At 57.8% G+C, this 18957-nt stretch carries 16 protein-coding genes; 10 read left to right on the top strand and 6 right to left on the bottom strand.

Translation table 11 applies throughout. The features are described 5' to 3' along the window. Positions 1-29: 29 nt before the first annotated feature. Positions 30-587: a DNA-3-methyladenine glycosylase I gene (tag, locus tag F8N66_RS27465; protein WP_150773111.1), complete on the bottom strand. Its 558-nt coding sequence runs from the start codon at positions 585-587 to the stop codon at positions 30-32. Between the two features lie 81 nt (positions 588-668). Between tag and glyQ the strand changes: the two genes are divergently transcribed. The 4 genes from glyQ to F8N66_RS27445 all read left to right on the top strand — a co-directional run bounded on the left by glyQ (position 669) and on the right by F8N66_RS27445 (position 5059). Beyond that, on the top strand, positions 669-1622 hold the full coding sequence (glyQ, locus tag F8N66_RS27460) for a glycine--tRNA ligase subunit alpha (protein WP_003213601.1): 954 nt from the start codon (positions 669-671) through the stop codon (positions 1620-1622). Next, a complete protein-coding gene (glyS, locus tag F8N66_RS27455; RefSeq protein WP_150773110.1) occupies positions 1619-3673 on the top strand; it encodes a glycine--tRNA ligase subunit beta in 2055 nt (684 codons plus the stop codon). Before glyQ ends, glyS begins: the two co-directional genes overlap by 4 nt. Positions 3674-3679: 6 nt before the next feature. Continuing rightward, entirely contained in the window at positions 3680-4213 is a 534-nt protein-coding gene (gene gmhB, locus F8N66_RS27450; RefSeq protein WP_150773109.1) for a D-glycero-beta-D-manno-heptose 1,7-bisphosphate 7-phosphatase, read from the top strand. A 66-nt stretch (positions 4214-4279) separates the two neighbouring features. Further along, positions 4280-5059, top strand: a complete 780-nt coding sequence (locus F8N66_RS27445) for a lysophospholipid acyltransferase family protein (RefSeq protein WP_150773108.1) — start codon at positions 4280-4282, stop codon at positions 5057-5059. Between the two features lie 180 nt (positions 5060-5239). On the opposite strand, the gene F8N66_RS27440 is transcribed toward F8N66_RS27445, so the two are convergent. Then, complete coding sequence (locus F8N66_RS27440) at positions 5240-6769, bottom strand: sensor histidine kinase (RefSeq protein ID WP_150773107.1); 1530 nt, start codon at positions 6767-6769, stop codon at positions 5240-5242. A gap of 171 nt (positions 6770-6940) precedes the next feature. Between F8N66_RS27440 and F8N66_RS27435 the strand changes: the two genes are divergently transcribed. Continuing rightward, a complete protein-coding gene (locus tag F8N66_RS27435; protein WP_150773106.1) occupies positions 6941-7660 on the top strand; it encodes a response regulator transcription factor in 720 nt (239 codons plus the stop codon). A 77-nt stretch (positions 7661-7737) separates the two neighbouring features. On the opposite strand, the gene gyrB is transcribed toward F8N66_RS27435, so the two are convergent. Genes gyrB through dnaA form a run of 4 tightly spaced genes read right to left on the bottom strand, consistent with a single transcriptional unit; the run spans position 7738 to position 13948 of the window. Further along, positions 7738-10155: a DNA topoisomerase (ATP-hydrolyzing) subunit B gene (gene gyrB, locus F8N66_RS27430; protein WP_150773105.1), complete on the bottom strand. Its 2418-nt coding sequence runs from the start codon at positions 10153-10155 to the stop codon at positions 7738-7740. A gap of 5 nt (positions 10156-10160) precedes the next feature. Beyond that, positions 10161-11264 carry a DNA replication/repair protein RecF gene (recF, locus tag F8N66_RS27425; protein WP_150773104.1) on the bottom strand — a complete coding sequence of 368 codons (1104 nt, stop codon included), beginning with the start codon at positions 11262-11264 and terminating at the stop codon, positions 10161-10163. A 20-nt stretch (positions 11265-11284) separates the two neighbouring features. After that, entirely contained in the window at positions 11285-12388 is a 1104-nt protein-coding gene (gene dnaN / locus F8N66_RS27420; RefSeq protein ID WP_150773103.1) for a DNA polymerase III subunit beta, read from the bottom strand. A gap of 39 nt (positions 12389-12427) precedes the next feature. Beyond that, the gene (gene dnaA / locus F8N66_RS27415; RefSeq protein WP_150773102.1) at positions 12428-13948 is read right to left on the bottom strand and encodes a chromosomal replication initiator protein DnaA; all 1521 of its coding nucleotides are present in this window, start codon (positions 13946-13948) and stop codon (positions 12428-12430) included. Positions 13949-14514: 566 nt separating this feature from the next. On the opposite strand from dnaA, the gene rpmH reads away from it, so the two are divergent. From rpmH to mnmE, 5 genes are all read left to right on the top strand, one after another. Then, the gene (gene rpmH / locus F8N66_RS27410) at positions 14515-14649 is read left to right on the top strand and encodes a 50S ribosomal protein L34 (protein ID WP_003213577.1); all 135 of its coding nucleotides are present in this window, start codon (positions 14515-14517) and stop codon (positions 14647-14649) included. Between the two features lie 16 nt (positions 14650-14665). After that, positions 14666-15067 (top strand): ribonuclease P protein component, encoded by a 402-nt coding sequence (gene rnpA / locus F8N66_RS27405; protein ID WP_224790525.1) that lies wholly within the window; start codon positions 14666-14668, stop codon positions 15065-15067. Then, a complete protein-coding gene (gene yidD, locus F8N66_RS27400) occupies positions 15060-15305 on the top strand; it encodes a membrane protein insertion efficiency factor YidD (RefSeq protein ID WP_081832423.1) in 246 nt (81 codons plus the stop codon). The genes rnpA and yidD overlap by 8 nt, the downstream gene beginning before the upstream one ends. A gap of 2 nt (positions 15306-15307) precedes the next feature. Then, the gene (gene yidC / locus F8N66_RS27395) at positions 15308-16987 is read left to right on the top strand and encodes a membrane protein insertase YidC (RefSeq protein WP_150773100.1); all 1680 of its coding nucleotides are present in this window, start codon (positions 15308-15310) and stop codon (positions 16985-16987) included. A gap of 79 nt (positions 16988-17066) precedes the next feature. Next, on the top strand, positions 17067-18437 hold the full coding sequence (gene mnmE, locus F8N66_RS27390) for a tRNA uridine-5-carboxymethylaminomethyl(34) synthesis GTPase MnmE (protein WP_150773099.1): 1371 nt from the start codon (positions 17067-17069) through the stop codon (positions 18435-18437). Positions 18438-18957 lie beyond the last annotated feature (520 nt).

The following is an 18957-nucleotide window of genomic DNA, read 5'->3' as shown; positions in this document are numbered from 1 at the left end:
GATCTTGTGCTGTGCGCGAACCGGCTATTCTAACCGCCGTTCGCCAGCATCGCGTAGCGATCGCAATCGCGCGTGTGGTCCATGACCATGCCCGAGGCCTGCATCAACGCGTAGCAAATGGTCGGGCCGACGAAGGTGAAGCCGGCTTTTTTCAAGCCTTTGCTCATGTTCAGCGCCTCGGGCGTGATGGCGGGGACTTCGGTGCGATCCTTGAAATGATTGATCTTCGGGACACCGCCGACGAAGGACCAGAGAAACCCCACCGGGTCCTCCAGCGCCAGCCAGGCCTGGGCGTTGCGCCGGGCGGCATTGAGCTTGAGACGATTGCGGATGATGCCCGGATCGAGCATCAGTTCATCGATTTCCGCGTCGCTCATCTGTGCCACGCGCTGTACATCGAAGCCGAACATGACCTGGCGATAACGCTCGCGCTTGCGCAACACGGTGATCCAGGACAGGCCGGCCTGGAACCCTTCGAGCAAAAGCAACTCGAACAAACCCTGCGCATCGCGTAGCGGCGTGCCCCACTCCTGATCGTGATAAGCCATGTACAGCGGATCTTCGGAACACCAAAAGCAGCGTGGCATAAGGCTCCAGGGGGCGTGCGCAGCAATGAATCGGGTATACTCCCGCTCTTTAAATCGCAGCCCAAGAAACAGGTGAATTTCGTGAGCCAGCCTACGCCAGCCGTGCGTACCTTCCAAGACTTGATCCTCGCCCTCCAGCAATACTGGGCCGAGCAAGGTTGTGTGGTACTTCAGCCCTACGATATGGAAGTAGGCGCCGGCACTTTCCACACTGCTACATTCCTGCGCGCCATTGGCCCGGAAACCTGGAACGCCGCCTACGTGCAGCCTAGCCGTCGCCCGACTGACGGCCGTTACGGCGAAAACCCGAACCGTCTGCAGCACTACTATCAGTTCCAGGTCGTCCTGAAGCCGAACCCGGACAATTTCCAGGAACTGTACCTGGGCTCCCTCAAGCACGTGGGCCTGGACCCATTGGTGCATGACATCCGCTTCGTCGAAGACAACTGGGAATCGCCGACCCTTGGCGCCTGGGGCCTGGGCTGGGAAGTCTGGCTCAACGGCATGGAAGTGACGCAGTTCACTTACTTCCAGCAGGCGGGCGGCATCGAATGCTACCCGGTGACCGGCGAGATCACTTACGGCCTGGAACGCCTGGCCATGTACCTGCAAGGCGTGGATTCGGTCTACGACCTGGTCTGGGCTGACGGTCCGTTCGGCAAGGTGACCTACGGCGATGTGTTCCACCAGAACGAAGTGGAGCAGTCGACCTATAACTTCGAACACGCCAACGTCGAAAAACTGTTCGAACTGTTCGATTTCTATGAAAGCGAAGCCAAGCGCCTGATCGAGCTCGACCAGCCGCTGCCGTTGCCGAGCTACGAAATGGTGTTGAAGGCTTCCCATACCTTCAACCTGCTGGATGCGCGCCGGGCGATTTCCGTGACCGCGCGTCAGCAATACATCCTGCGCGTTCGCACCCTGGCGCGTTCCGTTGCGCAAGCCTACCTGCTGGCTCGCGCCAAGCTGGGCTTCCCGATGGCGACCCCGGACCTGCGTGACGAAGTACTGGCCAAGCTGGAGGCTGCACAATGAGTGCTCTGGATTTTCTGGTTGAACTGGGCACTGAAGAACTGCCACCCAAGGCCCTGAACACTCTGGCCGAGGCGTTCCTCGCTGGTATCGACAAGGGCCTGCAAGCTGCCGGCCTCAATTACGAGACCAAAACCGTCTACGCCGCGCCACGCCGCCTGGCCGTGCTGATCACCTCGCTGGCCACCCAGCAGCCGGATCGCAGCATCAACCTCGACGGTCCGCCACGCCAGGCCGCCTTCGACGCCGAAGGCAACCCGACCCAAGCGGCACTGGGCTTTGCCAAGAAGTGCGGCGTCGACCTGAGCGAAATCGATCAGAGCGGCCCAAAACTGCGCTACAGCCAGAGCATCGCCGGCAAGCCGACGTCGAGCCTGCTGCCGACCATCGTCGAAGATTCCCTGAACGACCTGCCGATTCCAAAGCGCATGCGCTGGGGCGCGCGCAAGGAAGAATTCGTTCGTCCGACCCAATGGCTGGTGATGCTGCTCGGTGACCAGGTCATCGACTGCACCATCCTCGCCCAGAAGGCCGGTCGCGATTCCCGTGGTCACCGCTTCCACCACCCGGAAAACGTGCGTATCAGTTCGCCGTCCAGCTACCTGGCCGACCTGCGCGCCGCCTACGTGCTGGCTGACGCCAAGGAGCGTCGCGAGATCATCAGCAAGCGCACCGAAGAGCTGGCGACTCGCCAGGAAGGCACTGCCATCGTGCCACCGGACCTGCTCGACGAAGTGACCGCACTGGTCGAGTGGCCGGTGCCGCTGGTGTGCTCGTTCGAAGAGCGCTTCCTCGATGTACCGCAAGAAGCCCTGATCACCACCATGCAGGACAACCAGAAGTACTTCTGCCTGCTGGATGTCGACGGCAAGTTGCTGCCACGTTTCATTACCGTGGCCAACATCGAGAGCAAAGACCCGCAGCAGATCATCGCCGGTAACGAGAAAGTGGTTCGCCCACGCCTGACCGACGCCGAGTTCTTCTTCAAGCAAGACAAGAAGCAGAAACTCGAAGACTTCAACCAGCGCCTGCAAAACGTGGTGTTCCAGGAAAAACTCGGCAGCGTCTACGACAAGGCCGAGCGCGTGTCCAAACTCGCCGCTTACATCGCTCAACGCATCGGCGGCAACGCGGCCTGGGCTGCTCGCGCTGGCCTGCTGTCCAAGTGCGACCTGGCGACCGAAATGGTCGGCGAGTTCCCGGAGATGCAAGGTGTCGCCGGTTACTACTACGCCCTCAACGATGGCGAGCCGCAAGATGTTGCACTGGCGCTGAACGAGCAGTACATGCCGCGCGGTGCTGGCGCTGAACTGCCGTCCACCCTGACCGGCGCGGCCGTGGCCATCGCCGACAAGCTCGACACCCTGGTCGGCATTTTCGGCATCGGCATGCTGCCAACCGGCAGCAAAGACCCGTACGCCCTGCGCCGTGCCGCGCTCGGCGTGCTGCGTATCCTGATCGAGAAGCAACTGGACCTGGACCTGAACGACGCGGTGGCTTTCGCCGTGAATGCGTTCGGTGCCAAGGTGAAAGCAGCAGGTCTGAACGACGCGGTGCTGGAATTCATCTTCGACCGCCTGCGCGCGCGTTACGAAGACGAAGGTGTCGATGTGGCGACCTACTTGTCGGTCCGCGCCCTGAAGCCGGGCTCTGCCCTGGACTTCGACCAGCGCGTGCAGGCGGTACAGGCTTTCCGCCAATTGCCGGAAGCCGCAGCCCTGGCGGCCGTGAACAAGCGTGTGTCGAACTTGCTGAGCAAGGTCGAAGGTTCCGTGCCGACCGTGGTGGAAGCCAAGTACTTCGACAATGCCAACGAGTTCTCCTTGTACTCGGCGATCCAGCAGGCAGACCAGGCTGTTCAGCCGATGGCGGCGGCGCGTCAGTACAGCGAGTCCCTGGCACGCCTGGCGGCCCTGCGTGAACCGGTCGATGCGTTCTTCGAAGCCGTCATGGTCAATGCCGAAGACGCCAAGGTCCGCGCTAACCGTTATGCCTTGCTGGCGCGCCTGCGTGGCTTGTTCCTCGGCGTTGCCGACATTTCGTTGCTGGGGTAAGACTGTTTGAAACTGCTGATTCTCGATCGGGACGGAGTGATCAATTACGACTCCGACGCTTACATCAAGTCGGTGGAGGAGTGGATACCGCTTCCCGGTTCGATCGAGGCCATCGCGCAGTTGAGCAAAGCCGGCTGGACGGTAGCAGTGGCTACCAACCAGTCGGGCATCGCTCGCGGCTATTACGACATCGCCACCCTCGATGCCATGCACGAACGCTTGCGTTCGCTGGTGGCTGAGCAGGGTGGTGAAGTCGGGCTGATCGTCTACTGCCCCCATGGGCCTGACGAAGGTTGCGATTGCCGCAAGCCAAAACCCGGGATGTTGAAAAACATCGCCGCCCATTACAACGTATCGCTGACCCATCTTTGGTTCGTCGGCGATAGTCTCGGTGACCTGGAAGCCGCCAAAGCCGTCGATTCTCAGCCTGTTTTAGTTAAGACCGGGAAAGGCGAAAAGACTTTGGGCAAGACCCTACCGGCAGGCACTTTGATTTTCGACGATCTGGCGGCGATTGCCGCAGAACTTATCCACAATTAGAGCGCTTTCGACAGTTCGGGAGTGCGCTTGAACAGTCGGGCAGTGCCCGTAACGGTAAACGTCGCCATGTCGATACTGCAGGCCATCAGAACCTTCCTCTTTTACCTGCTGCTGGGCACCAGTTCCCTGCTGTGGTGCAGCCTGAGCTTTTTTATCGCGCCCTTCCTGCCGTTCAAGGCGCGTTATCGCTTCATTAACGTGTATTGGTGCCGCTGCGCCTTGTGGTTGAGCAAGGTGTTCCTGGGTATTCGCTACGAAGTGAGGGGCGAAGAGCATGTGCCTGATCGGCCCTGTGTGATTGTGTCGAATCACCAGAGCACCTGGGAGACGTTCTTTCTTTCGGCCTACTTCTCGCCATTGAGCCAGGTGCTCAAGCGTGAGCTGTTGTATGTACCGTTCTTCGGCTGGGCCATGGCGATGCTGCGACCGATCGCCATCGATCGTGACAACCCGAAAGCCGCACTCAAGCAGGTCGCGTCGAAAGGCGATGAGCTGCTCAAGGACAACGTCTGGGTACTGATTTTCCCTGAAGGCACCCGCGTACCTTTCGGCACCGTTGGCAAGTTCTCCCGCAGCGGATCCGCGCTGGCAGTCAACGCAGACCTGCCGGTGCTGCCCATTGCGCATAACGCTGGCAAGTTCTGGCCAAAGTTGGGGTGGGCCAAGAAGCAGGGGGTCATCACCGTCATCATCGGCGCACCGATGTACGCCGAAGGCAGCGGCCCACGCGCCATCGCCGATTTGAACGACCGCGTCCAGGCCTGGAACGAACAGATGCAACGGGAAATGGGCTCGCTGCCACCGACCCCGCAAGCACCGGCTTCCAACGACCAGATGGCCGTTTGAGTTTCTGTGGATAACCTGTGTACCGTTTATGAGAAAATCGCTGTAAATTGATTCTAAATAGATGATTTATATACATATTTCTCAAACAGATAAAACCCCGAAAAACGTGCATAAGTTTTTTTCGGGCGTAAAAAAACCGGCTGATATAGCCGGTTTTTTTATACCTGTCATTCGACTGTTTCATTCGTCGTACAGAGGTAGATACAGCGTGAAACAGGTGCCTTCTCCGATCACACTTCGGCACTCTATCCGTCCCCCGTGTCGGTCCACCACAGCCTTGACCATCGACAGTCCCAAACCGACGCCGTCGATGCCCTGAGCCGAGGAAAAGCGCCGATATTGGCTGAACAGCTCGGGCAGCTCCTGCGCGGCGATTCCCTTGCCTTGATCCATCAACTCACAGGTCAACCATCCCTCGCTGCAACTGACCTGCACATTCACAGAGGTGCCGTTGGCGCTGTATTTGATGGCGTTCTCCAAGAGATTGAACAGCGCCCGGGTCAGCAGCGCCTGATCCGCCATGATCAGACTTTCCTGCGCCTGCTCGTCAATCTGCTGCAGCAACTCGATCTGCTTCTGCTGGGCGATCGGCAACGCCTGATCAAATACATCCAGCACCAGCATCGCAAACAGGCTGGGTTGAAACTGATAAGCGTCGGACTCGGCCTTTGCTAACTGGACGAAGCCATCAGTCAGTTGCAGCGCCCGGCGTACCTGCAATTCGATCTGCACGAACAGTCGTGAATCGCCGCCGACTTGATGGCGATGCACATCAAGCAAGGCAAGAATCGCGGAGTGGGGCGCTCGCAGGTCGTGTGACAGAAACCGCAGCATCACACTGCGTTGTTCCTGCGCCTCGCGCTCGACGCTCAGGTCGGTCAGGCTCAATAACCAGCCCACCGGTATGTCGCCATCCACGGGCAGCAAGGGCGCGCGTTCCAGACGCAGGCTGCGCTCCTTAATGTCGCGGAACTCCATCAGCGGCAGCTCGGACAGCAGCGCCGGCACGCCTGGCGTCAATGGCGGATACCCCAATCGCGCCAATTGCTCAAGAACGTCATGACCAACCAATTCATGACTGAACAGCTCGCGCGCCCTGAGGTTACCCAACAGAACACGGCCCGCGGGGTCGCTGATCAAGGTTGCAACCGGCAGGTACTCCAGCCCATCGGCAATGAAGCGATGGGTATCGCGGGTGCGGCTCATGGCCTGCTCAAGCGCCATGATCTGGCCCTGCAGGCGATCTCCCGTGGGAAAGCGCGGACGCCGACGCTCAGGCAGGATTTTCGGCTCGCTATCAAGACGCGCCAGCTCCCACCCGAAATAGGTCAACACACCGCTGAGTCGCCGCCAGTTCCACACCAGATAACCGAGCAGCATGCCGAGCATGCTGGGGATCGGTGACCACCATCGCTGTAGCTCCGCCATCCCGACGCTGGTCAACAACGCACAGCCCATGCCCGCGAGGGTTAGCCACAGCGCCAGGCGCGGCAACCACAGCAGCAAGCCTAGAACGCACATCAGCAGTACCACCGAGAGCAAGGCGCCCAAGTCGGGTGTTGGATCGAGCAGCTTGAGTTGAATGAGGTAAGACAGCAGCGCCGTCACCGGCAACAACACCAGACTTATCCAAAGCCATTCACGCACCAACTTCCTGAACAGCCATTGGACTTGGGTCGGCTCGCGGCTTTCGTGGTTGTGCTCATCCATCGCAGGCAACACTGATGGAACGGCGAATGTGGTTCATGGATCACCCCGGTCGCAATGGATGACTGAAATCATAGCGGACCAACGGCAGGCCGCTTTCTTTCACTCCTGCTCACCAGTGGCTATTGTCTTAGTAACAGCGTATTACCCCCAGAGCCCAAGGAATGATCGCCCATGCGTGTCGCGATACTGGACGACGAACCTGCTGAACTGCGCCGGGTGGAACAGACCCTGCTTCAGATGACAGAACCGGTAGAGGATGCCTGGTCCTTGCACAGCTTTGAGAGGGGAGAGGACCTGTTGCGTCAACTGCGCCGGGAAACCTACGACCTGCTCATCCTCGACTGGCAACTGCCTGATCTCAGTGGCCTGGCACTCTTACGCTGGACCCGCGAACACATGGACGCGCCGCCTTCAGCCATCATGCTCACCAGCCGCGATACCGAAAGCGACATCGTCCAGGCCCTGGATGCCGGAGCCGACGACTACGTGAGCAAGCCGTTCCGCCCCAATGAATTGAAGGCACGCGTAGCGGCGGTTTTGCGCCGACACGGCCATCAGCGAAGCGCCTCCGCCGAAGTGCTGAGCTTCACAGACCTGGTGTTCGACGATGCCGAACTGACCGTCAACCGCTCGGGCCGCCCCATCGTCATGACCGAACGGGAGTATCGCCTGGCGAAATGCCTATTCACCAATCTGGGCCGACCGCTATCACGTGAGTACCTTTACCAACGGTTATGGCCCCATGAAGAAGTAGAGTCTTCACGGCCGTTGGATACGCACATCTATCGCCTGCGCAACAAGCTTGGGCTGACGGCTGATCGTGGCTGGCAGCTGCTGACGATCTACGGGTATGGGTATCGGTTGGAGAGTGTGCCGACGGCGACCGAGTAGAGATCGTGGGCGTTTGCAGGCAATAAAAAAGGCCAACGCATGAGCGTTGGCCTTTTTCGTTTGGTGGGTAACCTGAATCAGAAATCCAGGTTGGACACCGCCAGGGCGTTGCTTTCGATGAAATCACGGCGAGGTTCGACCGCATCACCCATCAAGGTGTTGAAGATCTGGTCTGCGCCAATGGCGTCTTCGATGGTCACTTTGAGCATCCGGCGTACGCTTGGGTCCATGGTGGTTTCCCACAGCTGATCCGGGTTCATCTCGCCCAGACCTTTGTATCGCTGGATGGTGTGACGCTTGGTGCTTTCAGTCATCAGCCATTCCAGGGCTTCCTTGAACTCGGTGACTGCTTTCTTACGCTCGCCGCGCTGGATGTAGGCGCCTTCGTCCAGCAGGGTGCTCAGCTGCGCGCCCAGGGAAACGACGGTCTTGTAGTCGTTGCTGCCAAAGAAATCGCGGTTGAACGTGACGTAGTTCGACAGGCCGTGGGAGATCAGTTCGACCTCTGGCAGCCAGACGTTACGTTCGCGGTCTTCGCGCAAGCTGGCCTTGTACACCAGGCCAGACTTCTCGACGGTGCGCAGACGGACTTCATACTGGGCCAGCCAATCCTGCATCGCTGCGTGATCGGACAGTTGCTCCAGGCTGACGGCCGGCAGGTAGATGAAGTGCTCGGTCAGTTCCTGTGGGTACAGGCGCGACAGACGCTTGAGGGTCTTCATCACCAGGCGGAAATCATTCACCAGGCGCTCAAGGGCTTCACCGGAGATACCCGGTGCTTCTTCGTTCAGGTGCAGGCTCGCGTCTTCCAGGGCCGACTGCGTCATGTACTCTTCCATGGCGTCGTCGTCTTTGATGTATTGCTCTTGCTTGCCTTTCTTGACCTTGTACAGCGGTGGCTGGGCGATGTAGATGTAGCCGCGCTCGATCAGCTCGGGCAGCTGACGGAAGAAGAAGGTCAGCAGCAGGGTACGGATGTGCGAACCGTCAACGTCAGCATCGGTCATGATGATGATGTTGTGATAGCGCAGCTTGTCGATGTTGTACTCGTCGCGGCCAATGCCACAGCCCAGCGCGGTGATCAAGGTGCCCACTTCCTGGGAAGAGATCATCTTGTCGAAACGCGCCTTCTCGACGTTCAGGATCTTACCCTTGAGCGGCAGGATCGCTTGCGTCTTGCGGTTACGCCCCTGCTTGGCGGAGCCGCCAGCAGAGTCACCTTCCACGAGGTACAGTTCGGACAGGGCAGGGTCCTTTTCCTGGCAGTCAGCCAGTTTGCCCGGCAGGCCGGCGATGTCCAGGGCGCCTTTGCGGCGTGTCATCTCACGGGCCTTGCGGGCCGCTTCACGGGCACGCGCGGCGTCGATCATCTTGCCGACAACCAGCTTGGCTTCGTTCGGGTTTTCCAGGAGGAAGTCGGAGAAGTACTTGCCCATTTCCTGCTCGACAGCGGTCTTCACTTCGGAAGACACCAGCTTGTCTTTGGTCTGGGAACTGAACTTCGGATCCGGCACTTTCACCGAGATGATTGCGGTCAGGCCTTCACGAGCATCGTCACCGGTGGTGGCAACCTTGTGTTTCTTCGCCAGGCCTTCGGCTTCGATGTAGGTGTTCAGGTTACGCGTCAGTGCTGAACGGAAACCCACCAGGTGAGTCCCGCCATCGCGCTGGGGAATGTTGTTGGTGAAGCACAACAGGTTCTCGTTGAAGCTGTCGTTCCACTGCAGAGCGATTTCCACGCCGATGCCGTCTTCGCGCTGGATGTTGAAGTGGAACACCTGGTTGACCGCGGTCTTGTTGGTGTTCAGGTACTCAACGAATGCGCGCAGGCCGCCTTCGTACTTGAACAGCTCTTCCTTGCCGCTGCGTTCATCCTTGAGGACGATACCGACACCGGAGTTGAGGAAGGACAGTTCACGAATCCGCTTGGCCAGGATGTCCCAGCTGAAGTGGATGTTCTTGAAGGTTTCAGCCGAAGGCTTGAAGTGAATCTGCGTACCCGTGGACTCGCTGTCACCGACGATTTTCATCGGTTCTTGAGGAACACCGTGAACGTAGGTTTGTTCCCAGATCTTGCCGCTACGGCGCACTGTGAGAACAAGCTCTTCAGACAGGGCGTTTACCACCGACACACCTACGCCGTGCAGACCGCCGGAAACTTTGTAGGAGTTGTCGTCGAACTTACCGCCGGCGTGCAGCACGGTCATGATGACCTCGGCTGCCGAAACGCCTTCTTCTTTGTGCACGTCTACCGGGATACCACGGCCGTTGTCGCGAACGGTGATGGATTCATCCGGGTGAATGATGATGCTGATGTCGTCGCAGTGGCCAGCCAGCGCTTCGTCGATCGAGTTGTCGACCACCTCGAAGACCATGTGGTGTAGACCGCTACCATCGTCGGTGTCACCAATGTACATACCGGGACGTTTGCGTACGGCATCCAGGCCTTTCAGCACTTTAATGCTCGTTGAGTCGTACGTATTTTCTTCGCTCAATGCCTTCACTCCCGATGGTCGTGGGTCTGGGTGATACGGCCCTGTTCCACGTGGAACAGAGCGACTGGCGTTTCCGTCTGCCAGCCTTCCCTCAATAATTCGTGATCTACACAGGTAATAAACACCTGGCAGCGTAAGTCTTCCAGCAAGCGGCAAAGCGCGCGACGGTGGTGCTCGTCCAGTTCGGACGGCAGGTCATCCACCAGATAAATACACTGACCGCGTCGTGCCTGGCTGACCAGATGCCCCTGGGCAATCCGCAAAGCACATACCACCAACTTCTGCTGTCCGCGGGACAAGATATCCGCGGCATTGTGTGCGCCCAGTCTGAGACGCAAATCAGCGCGTTGTGGTCCAGCCTGGGTATGACCCATTTGCTGATCCCTCTGAAGGGACCCGGCGAGCACGGCACTCAGCTCCCGGTCTTTGTCCCAACCTCGGTAATAGCTGAGCGTTAAACCTTCGAGCTCAACCAGTTCGCTCAAGGTTTGTTCAAAGACTGGCTTCAAGGCTTTGATATAAGCGCGGCGGTATTCATCGATTTCAGCGCTGGCCTGGCACAGTTCCCTGTCCCAAACCGCTTGCGAAACGGCGTCAAGTGTACCATGCCGCAGCCAAGAGTTTCTCTGGCGCAGGGCCTTCTGCAAACGCTGCCAGGTGGACATGAAGCGGGGTTCCACGTGGAACACACCCCAGTCTAGAAACTGCCGTCGGATCTTTGGAGCGCCTTCCAGTAAGCGAAAGCTGTCCGGATTGATCAGCTGCAGCGGGAGGATTTCGGCCAGCTGCGCGGCACTGCGGGCGTTTTGCCCATCGATACGGATCTGGAACTCGCCCTGACGGTCTCGAGAAACACCGAGCGCACTGTGTCCACCCTGGGCCAGTTCGACCTGGCCAAACACCGTGCATGCCAATTGTTCGTACTGAATCACCGGCAACAGTCGGGTACTGCGAAACGAACGGGCAAGCCCCAGCAAGTGGATGGCTTCCAGAACACTGGTCTTTCCGCTGCCGTTGGCGCCGTAAAGAATATTGATTCGGGGAGAGGGGGAGAGGGTCACCGGGTGCAGATTGCGCACCGCGGTGACCGAGACGCGACTTAGGGACATCTAGCTTCTGCTGGGCATTGTTACAGGCGCATCGGCATAACGACGTAGGCCGAGTCGTCATTGTCGGATTCCTGCACCAGCGCGCTGCTGTTGGAATCGGACAGGATCAGGCGAATCTGCTCGGTGGTCATCACGCCCAGCACGTCGAGCAGATAGCTCACGTTGAAGCCGATTTCCAGGGAGCCACCGTTGTACTCAACGCCCACTTCTTCTTCCGCTTCCTCTTGCTCCGGGTTGTTCGCCTGGATCTTCAGCTGACCATTGGCCAGTTGCAGACGGATGCCACGGTACTTTTCGTTGGACAGAATCGCGGTACGGCTGAAGGCTTCGCGCAGGGCCTGGCGATCCCCCAGGACCAACTTGTCACCACCCTTGGGCAGCACACGCTCGTAATCGGGGAATTTGCCGTCGACCAATTTCGAGGTGAAGGTGAACTCGCCGGTCGTCGCGCGGATGTGGTGCTGGCCCAGGACGATGCTAACGATGCCGTCCGGTTCGGTCAGCAAGCGAGCCAGCTCAAGGATACCTTTGCGCGGCACGATGACCTGGTGGCGATCCGGCTGACCGATATCGGCCTGCATCGAGCACATCGCCAGACGGTGGCCATCGGTAGCAACGGCGCGAATCACGCCGGCCGAGACTTCCAGCAGCATGCCGTTGAGGTAGTAACGCACGTCCTGCTGGGCCATGGCGAAGCTGGTGCGCTCAATCAACCGACGCAGTTTGCTTTGCTCGAGGCTGCAGGTCAGCGAGCCCGGGCCTTCTTCCACCGTTGGGAAGTCATTGGCCGGCAGGGTCGACAGGGTGAAGCGGCTGCGGCCAGCCTTCACGACCAGCTTCTGTTCGTCGACCTTGATGTCGATCAGGGCATCGTTCGGCAAGCTTTTGCAGATGTCCATCAACTTGCGTGCAGGCACAGTGATGGAGCCTGGTTCTGCTGGCTCTTCAAGTTGAACACGACCGACCAGCTCGACTTCCAGGTCGGTACCGGTCAGCGACAGTTGCTGGCCTTCGACAACCAGCAGCACGTTGGAGAGCACCGGCAAGGTCTGTCGGCGCTCGACGACGCCTGCGACCAGTTGCAGGGGTTTCAACAGGGCTTCGCGTTGAATGGTGAAATGCATGGTCTAGTCCCTTGCCTTAATAAGCTGCGCTGGTGTTCATCAAGTGGTCAGTGTACGCAGCAGGTTCTTGTAGTCCTCGCGGATGTCCGCGTCGGATTCCTTAAGTTCGTTGATCTTGCGACAGGCGTGCAACACCGTGGTGTGGTCGCGTCCACCGAACACATCGCCGATTTCCGGCAGACTGTGGTTGGTCAATTCCTTGGACAGCGCCATGGCGACCTGTCGTGGACGGGCGACCGAACGCGAGCGGCGTTTGGACAGCAAGTCGGAGATCTTGATCTTGTAGTACTCGGCGACGGTGCGCTGAATATTATCCACAGAGACCAGTTTGTCTTGTAACGCCAACAGATCCTTCAAGGATTCGCGAATCAACTCGATGGTGATATCGCGGCCCATGAAGTGGGAGTGCGCGATCACGCGCTTGAGCGCGCCTTCCAGTTCGCGAACGTTGGAGCGAATGCGCTGGGCAATGAAGAACGCTGCGTCGTGGGGCAATTCGACCTTGGCCTGGTCGGCCTTCTTCATCAGGATCGCAACCCGCGTTTCCAGCTCCGGCGGTTCGACGGCGACCGTCAGGCCCCAACCGAAGCGCGACTTCAACCGTTCTTCGAGACCCTCGATTTCTTTCGGGTAGCGGTCACTGGTGAGAATGACCTGCTGGCCACCCTCAAGCAGGGCGTTGAAGGTGTGGAAAAACTCTTCCTGGGAACGTTCCTTGCGGGCGAAGAACTGAATATCGTCAATCAGCAAAGCGTCCACCGATCGGTAGAAACGCTTGAACTCGTTGATCGCGTTCAGCTGCAAGGCCTTGACCATGTCCGCCACGAAACGCTCGGAATGCAGGTAAACGACCTTGGCATTCGGGTTCTTCTTTAACAGGTGGTTACCCACAGCGTGCATCAAGTGAGTTTTACCCAGGCCCACGCCACCATAAAGGAAGAGCGGGTTGTAACCATGCTTGGGATTGTCCGCCACCTGCCAGGCCGCGGCACGGGCCAGCTGGTTGGACTTGCCCTCGACGAAGTTTTCGAAGGTGAAGGTACGGTTCAGGTAGCTGGTGTGCTTGAGCGCACCCTCAACCTGCACGGTACGTTGCTCTGCCCGAACCGGAGCCTGTTGTGAGCTGGCGCCAGCCATCGGGTCAAAGCTGTCGCGAGACGGCTCTTCCTCAATGACTTCAGCCACTTTCTGCGTTGCTCGCTTGTTCGGTGTGGCGGCTGGCGCTGAACTGACCGGGGCCGAAGTCACTTGAGCCTGGGACGCGGCAGCCGCGGCGGCCAGCGGAGCATTCGGCGCGGCACGCGGAGCCGAACTGCGTTTGCTGCCTATTAATAAGGAAAGCGCAGGCGCCGACCCGTTGCCATGCTCGTCCAGCAATTCCAGGACACGACCCAGATACTTTTCGTTGACCCAGTCCAGGACAAAACGATTGGGTGCGTAGACACGCAACTCGTCGCCTTCGGCTTCGACCTGTAGTGGACGGATCCAAGTGTTGAATTGTTGGGCAGGCAGCTCATCGCGCAAAAGCTCCACGCACTGCTGCCAAAGTTCCACTGACACGGATATCCCCTAAGTTGAAAGCCGGTGAGGCAAAAACAAGCGGCCATTGTAGCGACCGCAGGCCGACTTATCCACACGTAGGTGGGTCAACGGCCAACAAGAATCAAAGGTTTATACGCAAAAAAGACGACCAGCGGTCTGTGCATAAGCTCTGTGGATAACCGGGTCTGAGCTCGTTGCACAACTGGGGGTGAAACTCGGTGGATAACCAGCCTGTGGATAACACACGCTTTCACACACAGGTTTTCCGACAGCGCAGCACAGGCTGAACACGGTTTTCCACTGTAGTTGTCATTCTCTGTACAGCTTGTGAAATAAGGGCTAAAGGCAGTTATCCACAGATGATGGTGCTCCTAGCTTTTATAAGCTTTACAGAAAAGCTTTAAATACTTTCCTTCTTTAATCTTATGTTTAGCGAATGATCGTCACCCGGAAAAACGACCGGGATCTATTTATAAGGAAACGCTGGTTGGAAATTGACCTAGAGGCTTGCTTTCTCTAGAATCCCCGGTCTCTTAAAACGGGGGCCATTCCGGCCCGTTGTGGACGAACCAGGTAACACGACAATGAAACGTACTTTCCAACCAAGCACTATCAAACGCGCTCGTACCCACGGTTTCCGTGCTCGCATGGCTACCAAGAACGGTCGTGCCGTCCTGTCGCGTCGTCGCGCCAAAGGTCGTGCGCGTCTGGCAGTTTGATAATCCGGCACTGGAGGTGAGTCAGGACTTCAGTCGGGAAAAGCGTCTGCTTACTCCCCGGCATTTCAAGGCGGTCTTTGACTCCCCTACCGGCAAGGTTCCGGGGAAAAATCTCCTGCTCCTTGCGCGCAACAACGATCTTGATCACCCCCGTCTAGGGCTGGTTATCGGGAAAAAGAGCGTAAAGCTCTCCGTCGAGCGCAATCGCCTCAAACGTCTGATGCGCGAATCGTTTCGCCTTAACCAGGATTTACTGGTGGGCTGGGACATCGTTATCGTCGCGCGCAAAGGTTTGGGTGACGTAGAAAACCCCGAATTGATTCAGCATTTCGGCAAACTCTGGAAGCGTCTGGCACGTAGCTCGCCGGTCCCAGCGGTCAACACCGAAACTGTAGGGGTAGACAGTCCAGATGCGTAAACTGGCACTCGTTCCGATCCAGTTTTATCGCTATGCCATTAGTCCCCTGATGGCCAGTCACTGTCGTTTCTACCCCAGTTGTTCCTGCTACGCGTTGGAAGCCATCGAAAATTATGGCCTTCTACGCGGTGGCTGGCTGACCTTTCGTCGTTTAGGTCGCTGTCATCCGTGGAATCCCGGTGGTTATGACCCGGTTCCACCTATCCCTACCTCCCGTTCTTCTTCGATGGCCGAGTAATCATGGATATCAAACGCACGATCCTGATCGTCGCCCTGGCAATCGTGTCCTACGTAATGGTTCTTAAATGGAACCAGGACTATGGTCAGGCTGCCTTGCCGACTCAGAATGTTGCTTCCAGTACGACCGCACCGGGCCTCCCGGATACGGCAACTGGCAATAAAGCGTCCGTCAGTGACGACATCCCACGCGCCGCAAACGATACCAGCGCCCCCGCCGAAACTCCGGTAGCGGCAAGCACCGACCTCATCCAGATCAAAACGGATGTGCTCGACCTGGCGATCGATCCACAAGGTGGTGATGTTGCCCAGCTGAAACTGCCGCTGTATCCACGTCGCCAGGACCATCCGGAAATTCCGTTCCAGCTGTTCGATAACGGCAACGAGCGGACTTATCTGGCTCAGAGCGGCTTGATCGGCACCGATGGCCCGGACGCAAGTCCTGCCGGTCGTCCGGTTTACTCTTCGGAGAAGAAGATCTATCAACTGGCTGACGGTCAGGACCAATTGGTCGTGGACCTGAAGTTCAGCAAGGACGGCGTCAACTACATCAAGCGTTTCACCCTGAAACGTGGACTGTACGACGTAACCGTTTCCTACTTGATCGACAACGAAAGCGCCAAGCCGTGGTCCGGTGCAATGTTCGCGCAATTGAAGCGTGACGCCAGCTCCGATCCTTCTTCCAGCACCGCCACCGGCACTGCGACTTACCTGGGCGCTGCCCTGTGGACAAGTTCCGAGCCTTACAAGAAAGTGTCCATGAAGGACATGGACAAGGCTGCGCTGAAAGAAACCGTCACCGGTGGTTGGGTAGCCTGGTTGCAACACTACTTCGTGACCGCATGGATTCCGACGAAGGGCGAAAACAACATCGTCCAGACTCGTAAAGACAGCAAAGGCAACTACATCATCGGTTACACCGGCCCGTCTCTGACTGTCGCGCCGGGTGCCAAGGCTGAAACCAGCGCAACTCTCTACGCCGGTCCGAAAAGCCAGGCTGTGCTGAAAGAGTTGTCCCCAGGCCTGGAGCTGACCGTCGACTACGGCATCCTGTGGTTCATTGCCCAACCGATCTTCTGGTTGCTGCAACATATCCACGCCATTGTGGGTAACTGGGGCTGGTCGATTATCTTCCTGACCATGCTGATCAAAGGGATCTTCTTCCCGCTGTCGGCTGCCAGCTACAAATCCATGGCGCGCATGCGTGCAGTGGCTCCGAAACTGGCTGCACTGAAAGAACAACATGGCGACGACCGGCAGAAAATGTCGCAAGCCATGATGGAGCTGTACAAAAAGGAGAAGATCAATCCGCTGGGTGGTTGCTTGCCAATCCTCGTGCAGATGCCGGTTTTCCTCTCGTTGTACTGGGTTCTGCTGGAAAGCGTTGAAATGCGCCAAGCGCCGTTCATGCTGTGGATTACTGACCTTTCGATCAAGGATCCGTTCTTCATCCTGCCGATCATCATGGGTGCAACCATGTTCATCCAGCAGCAGTTGAACCCGACGCCACCGGATCCGATGCAAGCCAAGGTGATGAAGCTGATGCCAATCATCTTTACCTTCTTCTTCCTGTGGTTCCCGGCTGGCCTGGTGCTGTACTGGGTAGTGAACAACTGCCTGTCGATCGCCCAACAGTGGTACATCACTCGTAAGATCGAAGCTGCCGCCAAAGCGACTGCCTGATTTACACTGTGGATAACCACTCAAAACGCCCCCTAGTGGGGCGTTTTGCTATCTGTCACTTTTGTCTGGATACCGGTTTATGAGCGCTCCTCGTGAAACCATCGCCGCTGTCGCCACCGCACAGGGTCGCGGCGGCGTAGGCATCGTCCGTATTTCCGGGCCATTGGCCAGCGTTGCGGCCGAGGCCTTCAGCGGTCGTGAACTCAAGCCACGGTTCGCCCACTACGGTCCGTTCTTCGGTGAAAACGACGAAGTACTGGACCAGGGCATCGCCCTGTATTTCCCCGGACCGAACTCGTTTACCGGCGAAGACGTTCTGGAGCTGCAAGGTCATGGCGGCCCCATCGTTCTGGATATGCTGCTCAAGCGCTGCCTTGAACTGGGTTGCCGCCTCGCCCGGCCGGGGGAGTTCAGTGAACGCGCCTTCCTGAACGATAAACTTGACCTCGCCCAGGCCGAAGCCATCGCCGACCTGATCGAAGCCAGTTCTGCACAGGCTGCCCGCAATGCATTGCGTTCCTTGCAAGGCGCCTTTTCAGAGCGGGTGCATAACCTGACCGAACAACTGATCGGCCTGCGCATCTACGTCGAAGCGGCAATCGATTTCCCGGAGGAGGAAATCGATTTTCTTGCCGATGGTCACGTTTTGAGCATGCTCGACAAAGTGCGCGACGAGTTATCCACCGTATTGCGTGAAGCCGGGCAGGGCGCTTTGCTGCGTGATGGCATGACGGTGGTTATCGCCGGCCGCCCAAATGCCGGTAAATCGAGCTTGCTCAATGCACTGGCCGGTCGGGAAGCCGCCATTGTCACTGAGATTGCGGGCACAACCCGCGATGTTTTGCGCGAACATATCCACATCGACGGGATGCCACTGCATGTGGTCGACACCGCCGGTTTGCGCGATACCGATGATCATGTGGAAAAAATCGGTGTCGAGCGCGCCTTGAAGGCCATCGGGGAAGCGGATCGGGTGCTGTTGGTCGTTGATGCGACGGCCCCTGAAGCCCTGGATCCCTTTGCCTTGTGGCCGGAATTTCTCGAAACCCGCCCCGATCCGGCGAAAGTCACGCTGATCCGCAACAAGGCCGATCTGACGGGCGAAGCCATCACCTTGGAAGTCAGCGACGATGGGCATGTCACCATCAGCCTCAGCGCAAAATCCGGTGGTGTCGGCCTGGAGTTACTGCGCGATCATCTCAAGGCCTGCATGGGTTACGAACAAACCTCGGAAAGCAGCTTCAGTGCTCGCAGGCGCCACCTCGAGGCGCTACGACATGCCAGTGCCTCCCTCGAACACGGTCGCGCTCAACTGACACTGGCCGGCGCCGGCGAGTTGCTGGCCGAGGATTTACGCCAGGCTCAGCAGTCCCTGGGGGAAATCACCGGTGCATTCAGCTCCGATGACCTGCTAGGACGGATTTTCTCCAGCTTTTGTATCGGTAAATAGTCCCTTCGCTGTCCACAGACAGGCCATTCGCGCCTGTCTGTTCTCTCCATTTGCGAAACAAACCTTCAGTGCCGAGCGGTTTTCTTCTGCTTGAGCGGATTTGTCGTGCCTGGATTATCGTTCAGTCAGCACTTTTCTGTTGATTAAGCCCTGTGAATAACTACCACTGAGGTCAGTTGATAACAGGGCGTCAAAACTGAAGATAATCGGCTCTGTGGATAACCACCTCATTCATCCACAGGCTTAGACCGGTTATCCAAGGGCCTCATTGGCACATGATCACAGGGTTTTGAATCGCTGTACATGTTGAATATAAAGGGCTGTATCAATCTATCCACAGAAAGGTCGGTCAGTAGAAATAAACATAAAAACAAAGATTTAATAAATTTCTCTCTTTTTAATTTCTATAACCATGACTTCTCCACAGCTGGTTAAATTTTGTGCAAAGGGTTCTTTAGGAAGGGCGAAGTCCCTATACTTGTCGACCAGGTCCAAAAACCTGAGCCCAAACTATTCCTGA

Source organism: Pseudomonas fluorescens, assembly GCF_902498195.1.
GTDB lineage: Bacteria > Pseudomonadota > Gammaproteobacteria > Pseudomonadales > Pseudomonadaceae > Aquipseudomonas > Aquipseudomonas fluorescens_BU.
Note: the sequence above shows the minus strand (reverse complement) of the source record. Positions and strands in the feature narration are given on the sequence as shown.